Raw genomic sequence first — 22,305 nt, 5'->3', positions numbered from 1 at the left:
GCTCTTAGAAATCCTTGCACAACCGCAACGCGTCGTAGATCGCCGCGTGGGTGTTGCGCTGCGCCACGCAGTCGCCGATGCGGAACAGCAAGTAGCCGTCGCCCGCCTGGCTCAGCGAAGGTTGCGGCTTGATCGCGAACAGGGCCTCGATGTCCATCTGGCCTTTGTTGCGCGAGCCTTCCTTCAGGGCGTAGTAGATTTCTTCGTCCGGACGCACGCCGTTTTCGACGACGACCTGGTCCACCACCCGCTCCTCTTTGGCGCCGGTGTATTCGTTTTCCAGCACCGCCACCAGCTTGTCGCCTTCGCGGTAGACCTTCTCCAGCATCATGTCGCCGGTCATGATCACTTCTTTCGGATACATGCTGCGGTAGTACGTCGGGAACGAGGTGCCGCCAATCGCCACGCCTGGTTTGATGTCGTCGGTGACGATCTCGACCTGGCTGCCCTTGTCGGCGAGGAAGTCCGCGGTGGACATCCCGGTGAACTCGCAAATGGTGTCGTAGACCAGCACGTTTTTGCCCGGTGCAACCTTGCCATCGAGGATGTCCCAGCTGCTGACCACCAGGCCTTCAGCCGCACCCCAGTGTTCGTTCTGCTCCAGGAACGGATGACCGCCGACGGCGAGTACCACCACGTCCGGACGCAGGTCGAGAATGGTTGCCGCATCCGCCGCCACGCCTAGGCGCAGGTCGACTTTCAAACGCGCCAATTCCAGTTGGAACCAGCGGGTGATACCGGCGATCTGGTCCCGTTGCGGGGCTTTCGAGGCAGTGGTGATCTGCCCGCCGATGAATTCTTTCTTCTCGAACAGGGTCACGTCGTGGCCACGTTCGGCCGACACGCGAGCGGCTTCCATCCCGGCAGGACCGGCACCGACCACCACAACCTTGCGCTTCACACCGGTCGACTTCTCGATGATGTGCGGCACGCCCATGTATTCACGGGAGGTCGCGGCGTTCTGGATGCACAACACGTCCAGACCCTGGTACTGACGGTCGATACAATAGTTGGCACCGACGCATTGTTTGATCTGGTCAACCTGACCCATTTTGATCTTGGCGATCAGGTGCGGGTCGGCGATGTGGGCGCGGGTCATACCGACCATGTCCACGTAGCCGCCTTCCAGAATCCGGGTCGCCTGGTTCGGGTCCTTGATGTTCTGCGCGTGCAAAACCGGAGCCTTCACCACTTCCTTGATACCGGCCGCCAAGTGCAGGAACGGCTCCGGTGGATAACTCATGTTCGGGATAACGTTGGCCAGGGTGTTGTGGGTGTCGCAACCCGAACCCACGACGCCGATGAAGTCGATCATGCCGGTGTCGTCGTAGTACTTGGCGATCTGCTTCATGTCCTCGTGGGACAAGCCATCCGGGTGGAATTCATCACCGCACAGACGAATGCCGACGCAGAAATCCGGGCCGACTTCAGCCCGTACAGCCTTGATCACTTCCAGGCCGAAACGCATGCGGTTCTCGAAGCTGCCGCCCCATTCGTCGGTACGTTTGTTGACGCGTGGGCTCCAGAACTGGTCGATCATGTGCTGGTGCACGGCGGACAGCTCGACGCCATCCAGGCCACCGGCCTTGGCCCGCGCGGCGGCGCTGGCGTAGTTGCCGATCACCCGCCAGATTTCTTCCGGCTCGATAGTTTTGCAGGTCGCACGGTGCACCGGCTCACGGATGCCCGACGGCGACAGCAGGGTTGGCCAATGCTCGCCGTCCCAGCGGGAACGACGACCCATGTGGGTAATCTGGATCATGATCTTGGCGCCATGCTTGTGCATGGCATCGGCCAGGTTCTGGAAGTGCGGAATGATCCGGTCATCGGCCAGGTTGACCGACTTCCACCAGCCTTGCGGGCTGTCGATGGCCACACTGGAGGAACCGCCGCAAATCGCCAGGCCGATCCCGCCCTTGGCTTTCTCTTCGTAATACTTGACGTACCGGTCGGTGGTCATGCCGCCGTCGGTGGCATAAACCTCGGCGTGCGCGGTGCTGAGCACGCGGTTGCGGATGGTCAGTTTGCCGATCTGGATCGGCTGGAACATTGCTTCGAAAGCCATGGCGGGTTCCTCGACTTACAACGGCTTGACGGTGAACAGGCCGTCGTCGTGGCCTTCTTCGGAGCCACCGTAAACCTGTTCGGCAACGGTGCGGATCTTGCTGCCACGGGCTTGCAGAATCTGGTCCATGGCACCGGCAAACCAGCCAGTGAACATGTAGTCGACCTTGCGCCCGACCTTGCCGTACACGTAGACGAACGCCGAGTGTTCGAGCTTGACGCTGGCAGTGCCTTTGTCGAGGTCGATGTCCTGAATCTTGAACAGGCCCCAGCCGCGCTGCGACAGGCGCTTCATGTAGTGCTCGAACACCGCAACGCCTTCCAGACCGTGGCATTCGGCTTCTTTTTCACACCAGTGCCAGGCGGATTTGTAGCCGGCCTTGTAGAGGATTTCGGCGTAGGCGTCGGCGCCCAGCACTTCCTCGATGCCCATGTGGTTGTTGACGAAGAAATGACGCGGCACATACAGCATTGGCAGGGCGTCGGAGGTCCAGACACCGGTTTCGCTGTCGACTTCGATTGGCAATTGCGGGGCGATCTTGGCCATGGAAACTTAACTCCAGAAAAATTTTGGTGTTGCCCCCGGCACGGACGGCCGGGGGAAAGGATTCAGAGGTGCTGTGGCTTACTCGCCCCAGACGTCCTTCAAGACGTTGACCCAGTTCTCGCCCATGATCTTGCGGACCACGCGCTCGGAATGGCCGCGCTTGAGCAGGGTTTCGGTCAGGTTCGGGAACTCGCCGACGGTGCGGATGCCCAGCGGGTTGATGATCTTGCCGAAACTGGTCAGACGGCGGGCGTAGCCCTTGTCATGGGTCAGGTATTCGAAGAAGTCCTGGCCATGGCCCTGGGTGAAGTCGGTGCCGATGCCAATGGCGTCTTCGCCGACGATGTTCATGGTGTATTCGATGGCTTCGGCGTAATCGTCGATGGTCGAATCGATGCCCTTGGCCAGGAATGGCGCAAACATGGTCACGCCGACGAAACCGCCGTGATCGGCGATGAACTTCAGTTCTTCATCGGATTTGTTGCGCGGGTGAATTTTCAGACCCGACGGCAGGCAATGGGAGTAGCAGACCGGTTTCTTGGATTCGAGAATGACTTCTTCGGAAGTTTTCGAACCTACGTGGGACAGGTCGCACATGATGCCGACGCGGTTCATCTCGGCGACGATTTCGCGACCGAAACCCGACAGGCCGCCATCACGCTCATAGCAACCGGTACCGACCAGGTTCTGGGTGTTGTAGCACATCTGCACGATACCGACGCCCAGCTGCTTGAACACCTCGACGTAGCCAATCTGGTCTTCAAAGGCGTGAGCATTCTGGAAGCCGAAGAGGATGCCGGTCTTGCCCTGCTCCTTGGCCTTGCGGATATCGGCGGTGGTGCGCACTGGAATCACCAGGTCGCTGTTTTCGCGGATCAGCTTCTGGCTGGCGGCGATATTGTTGACGGTGGCCTGAAAGCCCTCCCACACCGACACGGTGCAGTTGGCCGCGGTCAGACCGCCCTTGCGCATGTCTTCGAACAGCTCACGGTTCCACTTGGCAATAATCAGACCGTCGATAACGATGCTGTCGGCGTGCAATTCGGCTGGGCTCATCAGGCTGTCCCCTATTAGCGATTCATGCGCCGAATCGTGTGCCGGCGCTTTGGGGCCAGCATATGCCTGAGGGAGGGGGCAGCCGGGTGCAAAAACGACAGGGGGTTTGCCGAAAGCGTCAATCTGCGACAAAGGGTCGTCGACGGACGTCATGAGCCACCTGTTCAAGGGCCTGCGCATGGGCCAGAATTCGCGCCACTACTGGATGTTTCACTGGATGCTTTACTGGAATAAGGGGCGGCGGCGCAATGAAATCGATCTTCCTGGCTTTGGCACTGATAGCGACCGGCGTACACGCGGCTGAAGAATCCGACGATAACCCCTGCGACAAAGTCGAAAACGAAGTCCAGACCCTGGAATGCTCGGTCTACAGCAAAACCACCGCCGAAGACCTGCTGAAAGCCAACTACCAAAGCCTGACCGAGCGCATGCAAACGCTCTATGGCAAGAACCCGGCGCAACTGACCGACATCACCGCCAAGCTCAAGGCTGCTCAACAGCAGTGGTTGAAGACGCGAGATGCGGACTGTGCGGTTGAGGCGTTTCCGGCGACGAGCGGTAGCAAGGCATTCACGATTGCGCAGAATGATTGTGTCGCGCGGATGAGTGACGAGCGGTCGGAGTTTTTGGAGTCGATTGGGCAGGAGTAGAAACATACACATGGAGAATCATTTGATCCCACACGAAGTAGTCAGTCGCATCGTTGACGGTACTCTACCCATCAGGGCCTGGCGCGAACACCTGAACCTTACCCAGGATGAAGTGGCCAAACGCATGGGCATCTCCCAACCGGTCTTCGCCCAACAGGAGACCGTCGCCATGCCTCGCAAGGCGACCCGTGAGAAAATTGCCGCGGCTTTTGGCATCAACGCCGATCAGCTTGAGCTGTAAGCTGCGCGCCATCAGCCAGTTAAGGAATTCAAATGAAAATCTGCGGCATCGAAATCAAAGGCAGCGAAGCCATCATCGCCGTGGCCTCCCTCGACGATCAGGTCCTGAGCCATGTCGCCCTGGCCACCAAGAAAATCGCCCTCGAAGAGGACGACGAAGCCGCGAACGTCAAAGTGTTTGCCGCTCAGGTGGCGTCGTTTGTGCGCGAGAACGCCATCGACCGGATTGCGATCAAGAAGCGCAGCAAGAAAGGCGAGTTCGCCGGTGGACCGACCACGTTCAAGATTGAGGGTGTTTTCCAGTTGCTGGAAAATTGCGAGGTTACCCTGTTGTCGCCACAGACCATCAATGCGCAGAACAAGAAGTTCGACTTTGCACTGCCGGTTACGCTAAACAAATACCAGCATGAGGCTTACAAGACGGCTTGTTCAGCGTTGATTAGATCAGCTTCGTAACTGCTATTTTCAGCCCATATTGAAACATGGATGTTCACAATGATTGATGACGAAATAGATCGGGAACTTATCAAATTTATACACAACCCTCTTCAACAGGCGAGCTATCTGGATTCTTACATAGCGCAACTGAGCATAGTTTCAAAAAAACTTCTCAAACACCAACGCCTTCAACACCTCATCACATCGGAACAAACGAAGTTCATCATCGCTAAACTGTTGAAAATCCAACTGGAACATCTTCGAACAACCATTCAAGAACACATATTTGAAGACCCACTTCCTCCTGACGAAAGTATTCAGCAGCGATATATGAGAGTGATCAGCGATTACTTCAAGATCGGCATTGCGCTCACATCACGCCCTACTGAGCAAAAACAGGAAATATTAGAGCAGTTCACTGCCTCCAACACTTGGAGCAAACTGGTATATACCTGCAATCGAATATCAGAGAACCTGCATCTGGAAAGCAAACACAATCTATCAATCTTAAATCATAGCAAACTGTGGCTAGCCTACTACCTAAGTGAAGTTTTTTATTTTTTGTCACGCGGCCTGATGACCGCACGCTTTGCCAAGGGTATTATCACGATATCTCCGACCCCCGCTTTTGAGAAAAAGCTAAAAGCCCACTGGATATCAGAAACGTCAGAGTACAGTTCCAATCTATCAGATACTATAACCCTTATAGAAATGGCAAAGATATTTAAAGAATACGGCCATATCCCAACCGCTATCAGAGAACAGCTTATTAACTCAATGATGGATAAATGCTTATCCATACATGCTAATTATCTCTCCGAAAACCTGAAAGAACACCCAACTTATTTTTTCGTCCGCGAACTGGTTTATGTAGCATGCCACATCGAAATCAAGGCGATCCTTGGCAATCGAGAAACATCAAAATATGAACTGCTAAGCTACGTCCGAGCATCTACGATAAATGCGATGACGTCCGCGCTATCGAAAAACGATAAAACGCTATTGAATACAGCAAAGAATTTCATTGAGGTGCGCGCTGACTCATTCCTCCGTGGGGCTCTAGATTTCAAGTACGGGCTTAAAAAGCTTGTAGGATTCATGACAGAGTTCAACAAACAGCCCAAATACAACTTTCAGGGAATGCTCGGAGAAAACTTCGAGAAAGACTACATATCAAACTACATAAAAAACTTAAACAATCAAAATTTAAAGTGCTCGACGGATTCAAAGCCGAAAACAATGCACAAATAACAAGCTACGATATCGACCTCGTACTGCTAGACCAGAAACACAACAACTACTATTTCATACAAATAAAGTACAGATTAACTTCACAACCAACATACCTCTCAGAACAATGCCTATTGATGCAAGACAAAGAATTCAACAAAGGATACATCAAACAACTACTGACACTAAAAGAAAATCTCGACACCGATAGCATCCGGAAGAAACTTGCACGCCACAACCTCGCGGATGCGCGCACTGACAACAGTTTTTTCATACTGCTACACAACCTGCCCTTCCTAAATTTTTTTGAAACCAAAGGTATATATTTTTACGAGTGGAACCTATTTAGAAATATTTTGAAGAACGGGGAATTTGCAATTAAAAAAAATGACAGCTTTCAAACAGCTCACGCACTCACTGACCCACAGCTTCACAGAATAGAAAATATAGCTGACGAATATTTATCCAATATGACCACAAACACATCACTTGAAGAAAATTTCGAAATATATAGAAATGCTCACGCTGTTTTTGAGTTCAGCGATCTAAAATTCATATGCAAACATGTATAACCCGTTACCCAAATGAGTTATTTATGTCATTCGCTTAAAAAACCTTATTTAAGTGCCGATCCTCCCGCGGACACTTTGCAAACTTCGCCCGATAGCTTCGGGTGAAATACGACGGCGATTCAAACCCGCACGCGATACTCACTTCCAACACGCTCATGTCCGTCTGCCGCAACAGCTGCCGGGCCTTCTCCAGCCGCAAGCGCAAGTAAAAATTGCTCGGCGTGTCGTTCAAGTGCAGGCGAAACAGGCGTTCGAGCTGCCGTCGCGTCACCTTGATCGATTCGGCCAATTCCAGCGTACTCAGCGGTGGCTCGCTGTGCTGCTCCATCTCCCCAATCACATGCACCAGTTTCTTGTTGCTGATGCCATAACGCGTGGCGACTTCCATGCGCTGGTGGTCTTTGCGCGGACGGATGCGGCCGAGTACGAATTGTTCGCTGACCTGGATTGCCAGTTCCGGGCCGTGGGCCTGACTGATGAGGTCGAGCATCAGGTCGATGGAAGCGGTGCCGCCGGCGGAGGTAATACGTCGGCGGTCAATCTCGAACAGCTCCTGGGTGACGCTGAGCTGTGGATAGGACTCCTTGAACGCGTCGATGGCTTCCCAGTGCAGGGTCAAGCGGTGGCCGTCGAGCAGGCCGGCTTCGGCGAGGATGAAGCTACCGGTGTCGATGGCGCCGAGGGTCACGCCTTCGTTATCCAGGCGGCGCAGCCAGTGTTCCAGCGCGGGCGTGGCGAATTTCAGCGGTTCGAAACCGGCGACCACCAGCAGGGTTGCACCTTTCTTCAGCGGTTCCAGCGCCGCGTCGGCGTTGACCGACATGCCATTGCTGGCCAATACCGCCCCGCCGTCCGCACTGAGCACATGCCAGCGGTAGAGCTCGCCACGAAAGCGATTGGCGACTCGCAGCGGCTCGATGGCCGAGATAAATCCAATCGCCGAGAAACCCGGCATCAACATGAAGTAGAAATCCTGGGACATGGAGCGCACTCGATGGCAGGTAGCGAGAGGACGGGAAGCGTGTGGACGTTGATACGCCACTTGCCGGCGGCATTCAAGAGCGCAGGTCGCTGCAGTGCAAGAGCTGGTCGCCGCAGTGCGCTTTAGCGGGCCTTAAGCTGCGTAACTTGGCATCACCGGCGCAAAAAGACGACCGGACCCACAATAACGAACTGCCGAGGAACCTGAGATGAAACGACTGATCAGCAGCTGTGTTCTTGCACTCAGCGGTACCGCTTTCCTGAGCGCCAGCGTCATGGCGGCCGAACCTGCTTCATGCCAGAACGTGCGCATGGGCGTTGTGAACTGGACCGACGTGATCGCCACCAGTGCCATGACCCAAGTCCTGCTCGATGGCCTCGGCTACAACACCAAACAAACCAGCGCTTCACAGCAAATCATCTTCGCCGGGATCCGCGACCAGCGCCTGGACTTGTTCCTGGGCTACTGGAACCCGCTGATGACCCAGACCATCACCCCGTTCGTCGCGGCCAATCAGGTCAAGGTGCTTGAAGCGCCAAGCCTGAAAGACGCCCGCGCCACCCTCGCCGTACCGACTTACCTCGCCGACAAGGGCCTGAAAACCTTCGCCGACATCGCCAAGTTCGAGAAAGAACTGGGCGGCAAGATCTACGGTATCGAGCCTGGCTCGGGCGCCAACACCCAGATCAAGGCGATGATCGCCAAGAACCAGTTTGGCCTCGGCAAGTTCCAGTTGGTCGAGTCCAGTGAGGCCGGCATGCTCGCGGCGGTGGATCGCGCCGTGCGACGCAAAGAGGCTGTGGTGTTCTTCGGCTGGGCGCCGCACCCGATGAACGTCAACGTGCAAATGACTTACCTCACCGGCAGCGAAGACGCTCTCGGCCCGAACGAAGGCATGGCCACGGTCTGGACCGTCACCTCGCCAAACTACGCACAGCAATGCCCGAACATCGGCCGTTTGCTGAGCAACCTGACCTACACCGCCGAAGACGAGAGCCGGATGATGCAGCCGCTGCTGGATCACAAGGACGCCTTCGAATCGGCCAAGCAATGGCTGAAAGATCACCCGCAAGACAAGCAACGCTGGCTCGAAGGCGTGACCACCTTCGATGGCAAACCAGCGGCTGACAACCTGAAACTGACCACTAAATAAACCCGATTGAACCACCGACTCGCAGCCCGACAGGGCTGCGAACGGAATCATCACGCCTGCAAGGAACCCGCCTCATGAACCACGACGTCATCATCACCTGCGCACTCACCGGTGCTGGCGACACGACCAGCAAGAGCCCACACGTGCCGGTCACTCCGAAACAAATCGCCGCTGCCGCCGTGGAAGCCGCCAAGGCTGGCGCCACGGTCGTTCACTGCCACGTTCGTAACCCCGAAACCGGCAAATTCAGCCGTGATGTCGCGCTGTATCGCGAAGTGATGGAGCGCATCCGCGAGGCGGACGTCGACATCATCGTCAACCTCACCGCCGGCATGGGCGGCGACCTGGAAATCGGCGCGGGCGAGAACCCGATGGAGTTCGGCCCGAACACTGACCTGGTCGGCCCGCTGACCCGTCTGGCCCACGTCGAAGAACTGCTGCCGGAAATCTGCACCCTCGATTGCGGCACCCTGAACTTCGGCGACGGCGACACCATTTACGTTTCCACCCCGGCGCAGCTGCGCGCTGGCGCCAAACGCATTCAAGAGCTGGGCGTGAAGGCCGAGCTGGAAATCTTCGACACCGGTCACCTGTGGTTCGCCAAGCAGATGATCAAGGAAGGCTTGCTCGACGACCCGCTGTTCCAACTCTGCCTGGGCATCCCGTGGGGCGCGCCGGCTGACACCACCACCATGAAAGCCATGGTCGACAACCTGCCTGCCAATGCGGTCTGGGCCGGGTTCGGCATCGGTCGCATGCAAATGCCGATGGCTGCGCAAGCGGTGTTGCTCGGCGGCAACGTGCGGGTCGGTCTGGAAGACAACATCTGGCTGGACAAGGGCGTACTGGCGACCAACGGCCAACTGGTCGAACGCGCCTCGGAAATCCTCAGCCGTCTCGGCGCCCGTGTTCTGACGCCGGCTGAAGGCCGGGCAAAAATGGGCCTGACCAAGCGCGGTTAATCGACCTTTTCAAATTCTGGAATTGCCATGACTTTTATCACTGAAATCAAAACCTTCGCAGCCCTGGGCAGCGGTGTCATCGGCAGCGGTTGGGTGTCCCGCGCCCTCGCCCACGGCCTCGACGTGGTGGCCTGGGACCCGGCGCCCGGCGCCGAAGCCGCGCTGCGCAAACGCGTCGCCAATGCCTGGGGCGCTTTGGAGAAACAGGGCCTTGCGCCAGGCGCATCGCAGGATCGGTTGCGCTTTGTCGCCACCATTGAAGAATGCGTTTGCGACGCGGATTTCATTCAGGAAAGCGCCCCTGAGCGTCTGGACCTGAAACTGGAACTGCACAGCAAAATCAGCGCGGCGGCCAAGCCCAATGCCTTGATCGGTTCCAGTACTTCGGGGCTGTTGCCGAGCGAGTTCTACGAGAGTTCGACGCACCCGGAACGCTGCGTGGTCGGCCACCCGTTCAACCCGGTTTATCTGCTGCCGCTGGTGGAAGTGGTTGGCGGCAAAAACACCGCGCCGGAAGCTGTTCAAGCGGCAATGAAAGTGTATGAATCCTTGGGCATGCGTCCGCTGCATGTGCGCAAAGAAGTACCCGGTTTTATCGCCGACCGCTTGCTCGAAGCGCTGTGGCGTGAGGCGCTGCACCTGGTCAACGACGGTGTGGCGACCACCGGTGAAATCGATGATGCGATCCGCTTTGGCGCGGGTCTGCGCTGGTCGTTCATGGGTACGTTCTTGACCTATACCCTGGCGGGTGGCGATGCAGGCATGCGGCACTTCATGGCGCAATTCGGACCGGCGTTGCAGTTGCCGTGGACTTATTTGCCGGCGCCGGAGCTGACCGACAAGTTGATCGATGATGTGGTGGATGGCACCAGCGATCAGCTGGGCACGCACAGCATTTCGGCGCTGGAGCGCTATCGTGATGATTGCTTGCTGGCGGTGCTGGAGGCGGTTAAGACCACCAAAGAGAAGCATGGGATGGCCTTCAGCGAATAATAAGCCAGCAGGACCGGCCCCATCGCGAGCAGGCTCGCTCCCACACTAGATCTGCGTCGTTCACAGAACCAATGTGGGAGCGAGCTTGCTCGCGATGAGGCCATCCAGTCACCACACCATTTGGATCCCTCATCATGCCCGCCCTCACCACCTACCAAACCAAAATCATCCCCGACTGGGTCGACTACAACGGCCACCTGCGCGACGCCTTCTACCTGCTCATCTTCAGCTACGCCACCGACGCGCTGATGGATCGTCTGGGCATGGACAGCAACAACCGCGAAGCCAGCGGCAACTCGCTGTTCACCCTCGAACTGCACCTCAATTACCTGCACGAAGTGAAGCTCGACGCCGACGTCGAAGTGCACACCCAAATCATCGGTCACGACAGCAAACGCCTGCACCTCTATCACAGCCTGCATTTGGTAGGCGATGACAAGGAGCTGGCGGGCAACGAGCAAATGCTGCTGCACGTCGACCTCGCCGGGCCGCGCTCCGCACCGTTCAGCGAAGACACCTTGAGCAAGCTGCAAGCCATCGTCGCCGAGCAAACCGACCTTCCCGCCCCCGACTACATCGGCCGAGTGATCGCATTACCCCCTAAAAAATAACAAGGAGATCGCCATTGAACACCGCCGCCGCTTTTGCCGACTTCCGTACCTACCCGTTGATCAGCGCGTTGACCGCCGTACACACCCTGGCGGACCGAATTCAAGTGAAGTGGGCCGATGACCGTGTCAGCCCGTTTCATCATCAGTGGTTGCGGGACAACTGCCCGTGCCCGCTGTGCGTCTACACCGTCACCCGCGAACAAGTGCTGGAAATCGTCGACGTCGCCGAAAACCTGAAGCCCTCGAACGTCAGCATTGATGCCGAAGGCTGCCTGCGTGTCGATTGGCAGGACGGCCATCTCAGCCGCTTCGATCCTGGCTGGTTACGGGCCCACGCCTACGACGATGAGTCCCGCGCCGAACGCCGGGCCGCCAAGCCCAAAAGTCAGCTCTGGAACCATAATCTGAAGCTGCCGGTGTTCGACTACCAGGCGTTGATGAACGACAACGACGCCTTGCTGCAATGGCTGCTGGCCGTGCGCGACATCGGCCTGACTCAGGTCGGCGGTGTGCCCACCGAGCCGGGCTCGCTGAAGCTGATCGCCCAGCGAATTTCCTTCATCCGCGAGAGCAATTTTGGCGTGCTGTTCAACGTGCAATCCAAGGCTGATGCCGACAGCAATGCCTACACCGCTTTCAACCTGCCACTGCACAGCGATTTGCCAACCCGGGAGTTACAACCGGGGCTGCAGTTTCTGCATTGCCTGGTGAATGACGCCGAGGGTGGCGAGAGTATTTTCGTCGACGGTTTTGCCATTGCCGAAGCCTTGCGCGATGAAGATCCCGAGGCGTTCAAAAGCCTTTGCGAAATACCTGTGGAGTTCCGCAACAAAGACCGCCACAGCGACTACCGCTGTCTCGCGCCGATCATCGCGCTGGATGCCTTTGGGCAGGTTTCGGAAATCCGCATGGCGAATTTTCTGCGCGGTCCGTTCGATGCGTCGGCCGAGCAGATGCCCGCTCTCTATCACGCCTACCGCCGCTTTATTGCGATGACCCGGGAAACGCGATTCCGGGTGATGACGCGGCTAAACCCCGGCGAAATGTGGTGTTTCGACAACCGCCGCACCCTCCACGCCCGCAACGCCTTCGACCCCGCCACCGGCGCCCGGCATTTTCAGGGTTGCTATGTCGACCGTGATGAATTGTTGTCGCGCATCCTCGTCCTGCAGCGTTAAACCTCAGGCAAAAAAAACCCCGATCAAGCCGTGACAGGATCGGGGCAGAGGTGGGTACTGTTGAGGAGCCGTTGCGCGAGGGTGACCAAACCTTCGTGAAGCCAGCTGACTCCAGTGTGCCCACTCCTATCCGCAGCAAGTTAGCCGAAAACGACCTGTTCATAGGTATTGCGGCCATTGCGACAAATCGTCCTTGCCGCCACCCCGCACCCCTATGAGAATCGAACCACGACACCGTTCCCTGAAGAAGGATTGCGTCATGATGCACGCCGATTTGATTGACCAGGAAGACCTGTTGGGCCAGCTGAAATCGTTGGGTTTTCAAGTACCGAGTGGCTCTACAGCACAGCAGGCTTGCGAATGTGCAGTGCGAGGCTTGAACGATGAACGGGCGATGACGCTGCGGACCATGGTCAAGCAGATGTACACCAGCAGCGCGACCATTCTGCCGGCCGTGCGCCAGGCCATCGACAGGCAATTGCTGCCCGCGTTGGCGGAGTATCAACAGAGCCGTAGCGCCTGATAAACCGTCTTCGCGAGCAAGTCGAATCGTCGCACCGCCGCTCCCACATTTGACCGCATTCCCCCAGAGAGAACTCGGTTAAATGTGGGAGCGGGCTTGCTCGCGAAGCAGGCGCCTCGGTTTAGAGCCTTACGCTGGCAAACGTCGACTCGTTACGCGCCTGACTCAACGCCGACAACGGCCCGGACAACGGTGACAACACCAGTGCTTGCGGCAGCGGCATCATCGCCACTTGTTGCGTGGTGTTGGAACCTACGCGCTCGTCACGCGGCGGAATGCCGAAGTATTCGCGGTAGCACTTGGAGAAGTGCGGCGTGGACACGAAGCCACAAACAGACGCCACTTCGATGATCGACATCGGCGTTTGCTTGAGCAGCTGCCGGGCGCGGATCAAACGCAGTTTCAGGTAATAACGCGACGGCGAGCAGTGCAGGTATTTTTGGAACAGCCGCTCCAGTTGACGACGGGACACGGCGACATACACCGCCAGTTCGTCGAGGTCGATCGGCTCTTCCAGGTTGGCCTCCATCAGAGCAACGATTTCCTGCAACTTCGGCTGGTTAGTGCCGAGCATGTGCTTGAGCGGCACACGCTGGTGATCCTGCTCGTTGCGAATACGCTCGTAGACAAACATCTCCGAAATCGCGGCTGACAGTTCACGACCGTGATCGCGGCTGATCAGGTGCAGCATCATGTCCAGCGGCGCGGTGCCACCGGAGCTGGTGAAACGGTTACGGTCGAGGGTGAACAGGCGGGTACTCATGGCCACACGCGGGAAAGCTTCCTGCATCGAGGCCAGGCATTCCCAATGCACGCTGCAATCGAAACCATCCAGCAGGCCGGCGCACGCCAGGGCCCAGCTGCCAGTGCAGACCGCTCCGAGACGGCGCGACTGACGCGCTTGGCTTTGCAGCCACGAAACGTGTTCACGGGTAACAGTGCGCTGGATGCCGATACCGCCACAGACAATCACGGTGTCCAGGGGCGGCGCTTTGTGCATGGAGCAATCGGGGGTGATCTGCAGACCGTCACTGGCCCAGACCTGACCGCCGTCGACAGTAAGCGTGCTCCAGCGATACAGCTCGCGACCGGACAACTGGTTGGCCATACGCAGGGGTTCTACTGCGGAGGCCAGAGAAATAAGCGTGAAATTGTCCAGCAGCAAAAAGCCGATGGATTGAGGCGCACGGTTCTGGGGTTGGGCCCCGGAGTTGAACGTCGTCATCGCGGTATCTCCTCACACAAAGCGGGTGATGGCCTCAGGCGGAGGCTCTTGTTATTGCCATCGTTCTCGCGTGGGAGACGGGCTTTGTAATGACAGAGCAATTGCCATGCCTAAAGTTGAATGGCCGTTCAATAACTCCTGAAAACGACGTCGGAATGTGTCTATATATGACGCGCGCGGAGTGGGGGTTATAAGTGCCATTATCGGCGGGAGGCGCTCGGCCCCGTTGGGCGTGAGCAAATCGGTAGCACTTGTGGGAACAGGGCTACAGCGACCTGGTGAAGAGTGTCACCGCAAGCACGGGTGACAGGCGGTAGTGGCCAACCTGGATCCGTGATCCAGGTGAAGCCGCTTGTCTGTAAGCGACGCGCCAAAACGTGGCGCGTTTTGAATCGGGTGTTCACTTAGTGCGCAGTTTTGACTGGTCTGGTCTGGTGTGGCGAGGGAGCTTGCTCCCGCTCGGCTGCGCAGCAGTCGTAAAGATTTTAGGGCCGCTTCGCGCCCCAGCGGGAGCAAGCTCCCTCGCCACAAGTCAACTCGGTATCAGCACTCAACCGCGCTAACCGCCAACCCACCGCGCGATGTCTCTTTATATTTGTCATGCATATCGGCGCCGGTATCGCGCATCGTGCGGATCACCCGATCCAGCGAGATAAAGTGCTGACCGTCGCCACGTAGCGCCATCTGCGCCGCGTTGATCGCCTTCACCGCAGCAATCGCATTGCGCTCGATGCACGGCACTTGCACCAGCCCGCCCACCGGGTCGCAGGTCAGGCCGAGGTTGTGTTCCAGACCGATTTCCGCCGCGTTACACAGCTGCTCCGGTGTCGCCCCCAAAATCTCCGCCAGCCCGGCCGCAGCCATGGCGCAGGCCGAACCGACTTCGCCCTGGCAACCGACTTCAGCACCGGAAATCGAAGCGTTCTTCTTGCACAGAATCCCTACCGCCGCCGCACTGAGGAAATAGTCGACTACGTTGGCGTCGGTCACCACCTCGCTGAACTTCATAAAGTAGTGCAGCACCGCCGGAATGATCCCCGCCGCGCCATTGGTCGGCGCCGTGACCATGCGCCCGCCAGCGGCGTTTTCTTCGTTGACCGCCAGGGCGAACAGGTTGACCCATTCCATGGCGCTCAAGGTCGAGCCGATCACATTGGGCTTGTTCAGTTCTTGAAGGCTGCGGTGCAGTTTGGCCGCGCGACGACGCACATTCAGGCCACCGGGCAGAATGCCTTCGTGCTTGAGGCCTTGCTCCACGCAATCCTGCATGGCGCGCCAGAGTGTCATCAGGCCGGCGCGGATTTCCTCTTCGCTACGCCAGACTTTCTCGTTGGCCATCATCAACTCTGCAACGCGCAAGTTGTGCTGCTTGCAGAGGCTAAGCAGTTCGGCGGCGCTCGAGAAATCGTACGGCAGCACGGTGCGGTCCAGATCGACCACACCGCTGGAAGCCTGTGCCTCATCAACGACAAAACCACCGCCGATGGAATAGTAGGTGTCGCGATGCAGCTCGCCGTCATCACCTTCGACGATCAGCGTCATCGCGTTGGGGTGGAACGGCAGGTTCTCGTCGATCAAGCGCATGTCCCGGGCCCAGATGAACGGGACCGACAAACGACCGTCGAGCAACAGCGTGTGGGTTTCTCGCAGGGTTTCGATGCGAATGCCGATTTGCGACGGATCGATCGCGTCCGGCCATTCGCCCATCAGGCCCATGATCACTGCATTGTCGCTGCCGTGACCGATGCCGGTGGCCGACAACGAACCATAAAGCTGAACTTCGACGCGCCGTACTTGTTCCAAAAGACCCTGCTCACGCAAACCTTGCACGAACAACGCCGCGGCGCGCATAGGCCCCACGGTGTGCGAACTGGAAGGGCCGATGCCGATTTTGAACAGGTCGAAAACACTGATAGCCATTACTGCCGAACTCCTGGATGTGCCAACTCCAGACGCAAAAGCGCCCAGTGACGGAGCTGCTACGCTCAAGCTGCAATCCGCCGAGATGGCCGCATCATCAGGCTTTTGTCATGTCGTTCGACGTCCCACACCGACGCACTCATGCCCGCTAGCGCCGCAGGCCGCTTACGCAGTATTTTCGCCGTTTTTTTGCGGATCAGAGGGTCAAAGGGGGCTGAAAAAAGCTGTAAACGACGTCACCGACACTGGATGCGACCATCCCTGTACTGGTTACGACGCACCCTGTAGGCGTCAGATTTTCACTGGTACATGATCGTATCGACTCGATTGCAAGGCGCCGTGGTAGAGATGTCTCCAAAACGCCATCCAACCGCAACCTATAAGTGCGGTGGTCCAGTCGGAACACTGCCAAAAAAAACACCAAGGAGTCCATCCATGAAAGGTTCCCCGTCGTTGTTGTTGGCCGCCATGCTGAGTCTGCCGTTTCTGGCTCAAGCCGCCGAACCGGCTCAATGCAGCACCGTAAACTTCTCCGATGTCGGCTGGACTGACATTACTGTCACCACCGCCACCACCAGCGTCGTCCTCGATGCCCTCGGCTACAAGACCAAAACCACGATGATTTCCGTACCGGTGACCTACAAGTCCCTGGCCGACGGCAAGAACATGGACGTATTCCTGGGTAACTGGATGCCGACCATGGAAAACGACATCAAGGCCTACCGCGATGCCGGCACCGTGGACACCCTGCGCGCCAACCTGGAAAACGCAAAATACACACTCGCCGTCCCCGAAGAGTTGTATAACAAAGGTCTGAAAGATTTCGCCGACATCGCCAAGTTCAAGAAAGAACTCGACGGCAAGATCTACGGTATCGAACCAGGCAACGACGGCAACCGCCTGATCCAGAGCATGATCGACAAGAACGCCTTCGGCTTGAAAGATGCCGGCTTCAAGGTGGTCGAGTCCAGCGAGGCAGGCATGCTCTCGCAAGTCGATCGCGCCCAGCGCCGCAACACCGCCGTGGTGTTCCTGGGCTGGGAACCACACCCGATGAACACACGTTTCAAGATGAAGTACCTGACCGGCGGCGACGACTATTTCGGCCCGAACTTCGGTCAGGCAACCATCTACACCAACACCCGCAAGGGCTATGCGCAGGAATGCAGCAACGTCGGTCAGTTGCTGAAAAACCTGCAGTTCACGCTGAACATGGAAAGCACCCTGATGGGCAACGTCCTGGACGACAAAATGAAGCCTGACGCGGCCGCCAAGGCCTGGCTGAAAAAGAATCCACAGGTCCTCGATACCTGGCTCGCTGGCGTGACCACCATTGACGGTAAACCAGGCCTGGAGGCCGTGAAAGCCAAGCTCGCGCAGTAATCGCTTACGCCGGGCGAGTTCGCTCGCCCGGGCTGTTTATTTCCTTGCATGCGGACGTTCACTACCATGCTGATTGATCAGAAAATACCTTTAGGCCAGTACATCGCGGGCTTCGTTGAATGGTTGACGCAAAACGGCGCCAGCACCTTCGACGCAATCGCCGTGTCACTGGAAACGATGATCCACGGCGTGACTTTTGCGCTGACCTGGTTCAACCCGCTGGCATTGATCGGCCTCATCGCGCTACTGGCACACTTCATTCAACGAAAGTGGGGCCTGACCGTTTTTGTCATCGCCTCCTTCCTGCTGATCCTCAATCTGGGGTACTGGCAGGAAACCATGGAAACCCTTGCCCAGGTGTTGTTCGCCACCCTGGTCTGCGTGGTCATCGGCGTGCCGTTGGGCATCGTCGCCGCGCATAAACCGATGTTCTACACACTGATGCGTCCGGTGCTCGATCTGATGCAGACCGTACCGACCTTCGTGTACCTCATTCCTACCCTGACCCTCTTCGGTCTGGGTGTGGTCCCGGGTCTGATTTCTACGGTGGTGTTCGCGATTGCCGCACCTATCCGCCTGACTTACCTGGGTATTCGCGATGTCCCGGAAGAATTGATGGACGCTGGCAAGGCCTTTGGCTGCTCGCGACGTCAGCTGCTCTCGCGAATCGAACTGCCCCACGCCATGCCAAGCATCGCGGCCGGTATCACCCAGTGCATCATGCTGTCGTTGTCGATGGTGGTGATCGCGGCACTGGTGGGCGCCGATGGCCTGGGCAAACCCGTGGTCAACGCACTGAACACTGCTGATATCGCCCTGGGCTTCGAAGCAGGCCTGGCGATCGTACTGCTGGCGATCATGCTCGACCGTATCTGCAAACAACCCGAAGCCAAAGTAGGGGGTGACGCATGAGCATTATTCGCTTCGAAAACGTCGACGTAATCTTCTCCAAGGATCCACGCGAGGCACTCAAGCTGCTGGATCAAGGCATGACCCGTAACGAGATCCTGAAAAAGACCGGGCAGATCGTTGGGGTCGAAAAGGCCAGCCTGGACGTCGAAAAAGGTGAAATCTGCGTACTGATGGGCCTGTCCGGCTCCGGCAAGTCCAGTCTGCTGCGCTGCATCAACGGTCTCAACACCGTCAGCCGCGGCAAGCTGTTCGTCGAGCACGAAGGCAAGCAGATCGACATCGCCTCCTGCACCCCGGCAGAACTGAAAATGATGCGCACCAAGCGCATTGCGATGGTGTTCCAGAAGTTCGCCCTGATGCCTTGGTTGACGGTGCGCGAGAACATCAGTTTCGGTCTGGAAATGCAGGGTCGCCCTGAGAAAGAACGCCGCAAACTGGTGGATGACAAGCTTGAGCTGGTGGGCCTGACCCAATGGCGCAACAAGAAACCCAACGAGCTGTCCGGTGGTATGCAACAACGCGTGGGCCTGGCCCGTGCCCTGGCGATGGACGCCGACATCCTGCTGATGGACGAACCGTTCTCGGCACTCGACCCACTGATCCGCCAAGGCCTGCAAGACGAACTGCTGGAACTGCAACGCAAGCTGAGCAAGACCATCGTTTTCGTGAGCCACGACCTCGATGAAGCCCTGAAGCTCGGCAGCCGTATTGCAATCATGAAAGACGGCCGGATCATTCAGTACAGCAAGCCGGAAGAGATCGTGTTGAACCCGGCGGACGACTACGTGCGGACCTTCGTCGCCCACACCAATCCGCTGAACGTACTGTGCGGTCGCAGCCTGATGCGCACCCTGGACAACTGCAAACGCATCAACGGTTCGGTATGCCTCGATCCAGGTGGTGATTCCTGGCTGGACCTGGCCGAAGGCAACACCATCAAAGGCGCTCGCCAGAACGGCGCGAGCCTGGACCTGCAGAACTGGATCCCAGGGCAAGCGGTTGAAGGCTTGGGTCGTCGGCCAACACTGGTGGACTCGAACATCGGCATGCGCGATGCGCTGCAGATTCGTTATCAGACGGGTAATAAGCTGGTGCTGCACGACAACAACAAGGTTGTCGGGATTCTGGGTGACAGCGAGCTGTATCACGCACTGCTCGGCAAGAACCTGGGGTAAAGGCAACACACACAAAAACGCCGCGAGAAGATCGCGGCGTTTTTGTTAGTGCAGATATCAGGCTTGGAATGCTGATAACTGTGGCGAGGGAGCTTGCTCCCGCTTGAGTGCGCAGCACTCACAAATTCTTGGGGTCGCTTCGCAACCCAGCGGGAGCAAGCTCCCTCGCCACAACAGCTTTACCGCATCACTTCTGATCTCAGCTATAGACCCGGCCAAGGAGCTGCCGATGGCTTTCAAACTGATCGAGCACGTCACGGGTGATCTGATCCGAAGTGAAGCCCATCAAGTCGTAGTCCTGGCTGCCGTTGTGCAGGTACACCTCGGCGCGGTAGTAACGTGCACGCGGTTCATCAGCACTTTCCGCCGAAACCATGTCGCTCGCCGCCGCCAGATAGCCGTCCAGACTCACTTCGTAGACAAAAGGGTTGCCCTCTTCCATCTCGATTCGCAGGCCCATGCAACGCTTGGCCTTGCCCAGCAACGTTTGCACGTCCAGACCCTTGCCACGCAATTGCACCACGGCCTCTTCCAGCGCCGGGCTGACTTGCTTGTCCATGAAACGCTGAACAATCGACTGATTCGGCTGCAAGTCCAGCTGCGTCAAACGCTCGCTGAAACCACGACGACCGCGGGCTGCGAGCTCCGCTTGCTCCTGTTCGATCTGCACGTCCTGGCGCATCGCCTTGTGCAGGCCGAACATGAAGAACACCAGCACCACCGAGAACGGCAGACCGGCCAGCACCACCATGGTTTGCATGGCTTCGAAGTTACCGGCGAACAGCAGGCCGATGGTCACCAGCGTGATCACCGCCGACCAGAAGATCCGCAGCCAGTGCGGCGCATCTTCGTCGACGTTGCCGCCCTTGCACGAAAGGTTGGCCATCATCACCGCGCCGGAATCCGCCGGGGTCAGGAACAGCACGAAACCGACAAAGATCGACACGCCGATCACGATTTTCGACGCCGGGTAATGTTCAAGCAATTGGTAGATCGCCATCGACGGCTGTTCCAGCGCCGTCTTGCCAAGTTCCACCGCCCCGTGGTTCATCACCAGGTCAAGGGCCGAGTTGCCGAAGATCGACAGCCACGCCAGGGTGAAGCCCAGCGGGATCAGCAGCACGCCGGCCACCAGTTCACGCACCGTGCGACCACGGGAAATACGCGCGATGAACATACCCACGAATGGGGCCCAGGAAATCCACCACGCCCAGTAGAACAGGGTCCACAGGCCCAACCAACGGTCGGACTTCTCACTGTCGCCTTCGTACACATAGAGGTCGAAGGTCTTCAGCACCACGCCGTTCAGGTAGTCGCCGACGTTTTGCACGAAGCCATTAAGCAGGTGCAGGGTCGGGCCGAACAGCAGCACGAAAATCAGCAGACCACTGAACAGCACGATGTTCAGGTTGGACAGACGGCGGATGCCGTTTTCCACACCGGACACAGCCGCGATGGTCGCCACGGTGCTCATCACGATAATCACGATCAGCAGGTTGGTGTTGTTGTGTTCCATGCCGAACAGGTTTTCCAGCCCCGACGACACTTGCAGCGAACCAATCCCCAGGTTCGTCACCAGACCCAGCAGGGTCACGAACATGCCGAAGCCGTCTACCGCATGACCGGCCGCGCCTTTGACCCAACGCTCGCCGACCAGCGGATACAGCGCCGAACGCAACGCCAGCGGCTGGTTATGACGGTAAGCAAAGTAAGCAACGGCCAGGCCGACCAATGCGTAGATTGCCCAGCCATGCAGGCCCCAGTGCAGGAACGTCAGTTGAACCGCCTGACGTGCCGCGAGGTTACTGCCGGCCACGCCTTCCGGCGGATTGAAGTAGTGGTCCAGCGGCTCGGAAGCACCGAAGTACAGCAGCGAAATGCCGATACCCGACGAGAACAACATCCCCGCCCAAGCGCCGTAGCTGAAGTCCGGGGTGTCGTCCTTGCTGCCCAGTTTGAGCTTGCCGTAGGACGAAAACGCCAGGCCGACCACGAACACCAGATAAGCGGCAATCACCACCATGTAGTACCAGCCGAAGCTGCGGGACAACCAGGCCTGGGCAATACCGAGCAATCTGCCGGCCTCTTGCGGGGCGATGATCAGAATGGCGGTCAACAACAGAATCAACGCGGTAGAGGTGTAGAACACCCAACCGTTGACCGTCACCTTCTCGGGTGGGGTCTTTATTAGAGAGGCAGAACTCATGGCACAGATGCTCCAGGCAGTGCGAGAGAAAAACACAAGGCAACGCGTTACCCGACCAATCGCTTAGTTGGCAGCCGACCAGCGGGTGATATAAAGACAGCCCGAAAAAAGCCCGAAGCCCCTGAACGCCTGAGCGTGTGGGTTTCGAGCGTTTTCAGATGTCGTTTTTCCGCCAACTACATGTAGGAAAAACCTGTAGGCAGCGACGAATTGTCGCAGATCTTATTCTTTGTTGATTGAACGTTCAATCAAAACAAAATAGACTGGCCTTCAATCCGATAGACG

General features: G+C 57.7%; 20 protein-coding genes and 1 pseudogene. 14 read left to right on the top strand and 7 right to left on the bottom strand.

The genetic code is table 11. The features are described from left to right. Positions 1-4: 4 nt before the first annotated feature. The 3 genes from dgcA to ACSQ87_RS02985 form a co-directional block, all read right to left on the bottom strand. Entirely contained in the window at positions 5-2,065 is a 2,061-nt protein-coding gene (gene dgcA, locus ACSQ87_RS02995) for a dimethylglycine demethylation protein DgcA (RefSeq protein ID WP_046052432.1), read from the bottom strand. A 15-nt stretch (positions 2,066-2,080) separates the two neighbouring features. Continuing rightward, entirely contained in the window at positions 2,081-2,611 is a 531-nt protein-coding gene (locus ACSQ87_RS02990) for a DUF5943 domain-containing protein (protein ID WP_008033249.1), read from the bottom strand. Between the two features lie 78 nt (positions 2,612-2,689). After that, entirely contained in the window at positions 2,690-3,667 is a 978-nt protein-coding gene (locus ACSQ87_RS02985) for a dipeptidase (protein WP_046052433.1), read from the bottom strand. Positions 3,668-3,915: 248 nt separating this feature from the next. Here ACSQ87_RS02985 and ACSQ87_RS02980 point away from each other — a divergent pair, with 248 nt between their 5' ends. The 5 genes and pseudogenes from ACSQ87_RS02980 to ACSQ87_RS02960 all read left to right on the top strand — a co-directional run bounded on the left by ACSQ87_RS02980 (position 3,916) and on the right by ACSQ87_RS02960 (position 6,797). Next, positions 3,916-4,317, top strand: coding sequence for a lysozyme inhibitor LprI family protein (locus ACSQ87_RS02980; protein WP_150658441.1), 402 nt, complete (start codon positions 3,916-3,918; stop codon positions 4,315-4,317). A 10-nt stretch (positions 4,318-4,327) separates the two neighbouring features. Continuing rightward, a pseudogene (locus tag ACSQ87_RS02975) lies at positions 4,328-4,558 on the top strand (helix-turn-helix domain-containing protein); the annotation flags it as partial. 32 nt (positions 4,559-4,590) lie between these two features. Continuing rightward, on the top strand, positions 4,591-5,013 hold the full coding sequence (locus ACSQ87_RS02970; RefSeq protein ID WP_223431226.1) for a DUF3010 family protein: 423 nt from the start codon (positions 4,591-4,593) through the stop codon (positions 5,011-5,013). A 39-nt stretch (positions 5,014-5,052) separates the two neighbouring features. Then, on the top strand, positions 5,053-6,246 hold the full coding sequence (locus ACSQ87_RS02965) for a hypothetical protein (RefSeq protein ID WP_436273329.1): 1,194 nt from the start codon (positions 5,053-5,055) through the stop codon (positions 6,244-6,246). Between the two features lie 116 nt (positions 6,247-6,362). Further along, positions 6,363-6,797: a hypothetical protein gene (locus tag ACSQ87_RS02960; protein ID WP_436273328.1), complete on the top strand. Its 435-nt coding sequence runs from the start codon at positions 6,363-6,365 to the stop codon at positions 6,795-6,797. Between the two features lie 34 nt (positions 6,798-6,831). On the opposite strand, the gene ACSQ87_RS02955 is transcribed toward ACSQ87_RS02960, so the two are convergent. Beyond that, positions 6,832-7,779 (bottom strand): GlxA family transcriptional regulator, encoded by a 948-nt coding sequence (locus tag ACSQ87_RS02955; RefSeq protein WP_223431224.1) that lies wholly within the window; start codon positions 7,777-7,779, stop codon positions 6,832-6,834. A gap of 208 nt (positions 7,780-7,987) precedes the next feature. Between ACSQ87_RS02955 and choX the strand changes: the two genes are divergently transcribed. The 6 genes from choX (at position 7,988) to ACSQ87_RS02925 (ending at position 13,199) form a co-directional block, all read left to right on the top strand. Next, positions 7,988-8,932 (top strand): choline ABC transporter substrate-binding protein, encoded by a 945-nt coding sequence (gene choX / locus ACSQ87_RS02950; protein ID WP_150658437.1) that lies wholly within the window; start codon positions 7,988-7,990, stop codon positions 8,930-8,932. A gap of 74 nt (positions 8,933-9,006) precedes the next feature. Further along, on the top strand, positions 9,007-9,894 hold the full coding sequence (locus ACSQ87_RS02945) for a 3-keto-5-aminohexanoate cleavage protein (protein WP_140674841.1): 888 nt from the start codon (positions 9,007-9,009) through the stop codon (positions 9,892-9,894). A gap of 27 nt (positions 9,895-9,921) precedes the next feature. Further along, a complete protein-coding gene (locus ACSQ87_RS02940) occupies positions 9,922-10,887 on the top strand; it encodes an L-carnitine dehydrogenase (protein WP_436273327.1) in 966 nt (321 codons plus the stop codon). Positions 10,888-11,021: 134 nt separating this feature from the next. Beyond that, on the top strand, positions 11,022-11,498 hold the full coding sequence (locus tag ACSQ87_RS02935) for a thioesterase family protein (RefSeq protein WP_436273326.1): 477 nt from the start codon (positions 11,022-11,024) through the stop codon (positions 11,496-11,498). Between the two features lie 14 nt (positions 11,499-11,512). Then, positions 11,513-12,676, top strand: a complete 1,164-nt coding sequence (locus ACSQ87_RS02930) for a gamma-butyrobetaine dioxygenase (protein ID WP_436273325.1) — start codon at positions 11,513-11,515, stop codon at positions 12,674-12,676. A 259-nt stretch (positions 12,677-12,935) separates the two neighbouring features. Continuing rightward, positions 12,936-13,199 (top strand): hypothetical protein, encoded by a 264-nt coding sequence (locus tag ACSQ87_RS02925; RefSeq protein ID WP_150658433.1) that lies wholly within the window; start codon positions 12,936-12,938, stop codon positions 13,197-13,199. 121 nt (positions 13,200-13,320) lie between these two features. On the opposite strand, the gene ACSQ87_RS02920 is transcribed toward ACSQ87_RS02925, so the two are convergent. Both ACSQ87_RS02920 and ACSQ87_RS02915 read right to left on the bottom strand, forming a co-directional pair. Beyond that, entirely contained in the window at positions 13,321-14,424 is a 1,104-nt protein-coding gene (locus ACSQ87_RS02920) for a GlxA family transcriptional regulator (protein WP_033060353.1), read from the bottom strand. Positions 14,425-14,967: 543 nt separating this feature from the next. After that, complete coding sequence (locus ACSQ87_RS02915) at positions 14,968-16,344, bottom strand: L-serine ammonia-lyase (protein WP_046045295.1); 1,377 nt, start codon at positions 16,342-16,344, stop codon at positions 14,968-14,970. 435 nt (positions 16,345-16,779) lie between these two features. Between ACSQ87_RS02915 and ACSQ87_RS02910 the strand changes: the two genes are divergently transcribed. The 3 genes from ACSQ87_RS02910 to choV all read left to right on the top strand — a co-directional run bounded on the left by ACSQ87_RS02910 (position 16,780) and on the right by choV (position 19,814). Next, positions 16,780-17,727, top strand: coding sequence for a choline ABC transporter substrate-binding protein (locus ACSQ87_RS02910; RefSeq protein ID WP_223431219.1), 948 nt, complete (start codon positions 16,780-16,782; stop codon positions 17,725-17,727). Positions 17,728-17,793: 66 nt separating this feature from the next. Beyond that, positions 17,794-18,639: a choline ABC transporter permease subunit gene (choW, locus tag ACSQ87_RS02905; protein WP_008151932.1), complete on the top strand. Its 846-nt coding sequence runs from the start codon at positions 17,794-17,796 to the stop codon at positions 18,637-18,639. Continuing rightward, positions 18,636-19,814 (top strand): choline ABC transporter ATP-binding protein, encoded by a 1,179-nt coding sequence (gene choV / locus ACSQ87_RS02900; RefSeq protein ID WP_090178813.1) that lies wholly within the window; start codon positions 18,636-18,638, stop codon positions 19,812-19,814. Before choW ends, choV begins: the two co-directional genes overlap by 4 nt. A 199-nt stretch (positions 19,815-20,013) precedes the next feature. On the opposite strand, the gene ACSQ87_RS02895 is transcribed toward choV, so the two are convergent. Beyond that, positions 20,014-21,963, bottom strand: coding sequence for a BCCT family transporter (locus ACSQ87_RS02895; RefSeq protein WP_223431235.1), 1,950 nt, complete (start codon positions 21,961-21,963; stop codon positions 20,014-20,016). Positions 21,964-22,305 lie beyond the last annotated feature (342 nt).

This window comes from Pseudomonas sp. LjRoot277 (genome assembly GCF_964253845.1).
In the GTDB taxonomy this organism is placed as follows: Bacteria; Pseudomonadota; Gammaproteobacteria; order Pseudomonadales; family Pseudomonadaceae; genus Aquipseudomonas.
The sequence above is the reverse complement of the archived record's forward strand: the minus strand, read 5'-3'. Positions and strand labels throughout refer to the sequence as shown.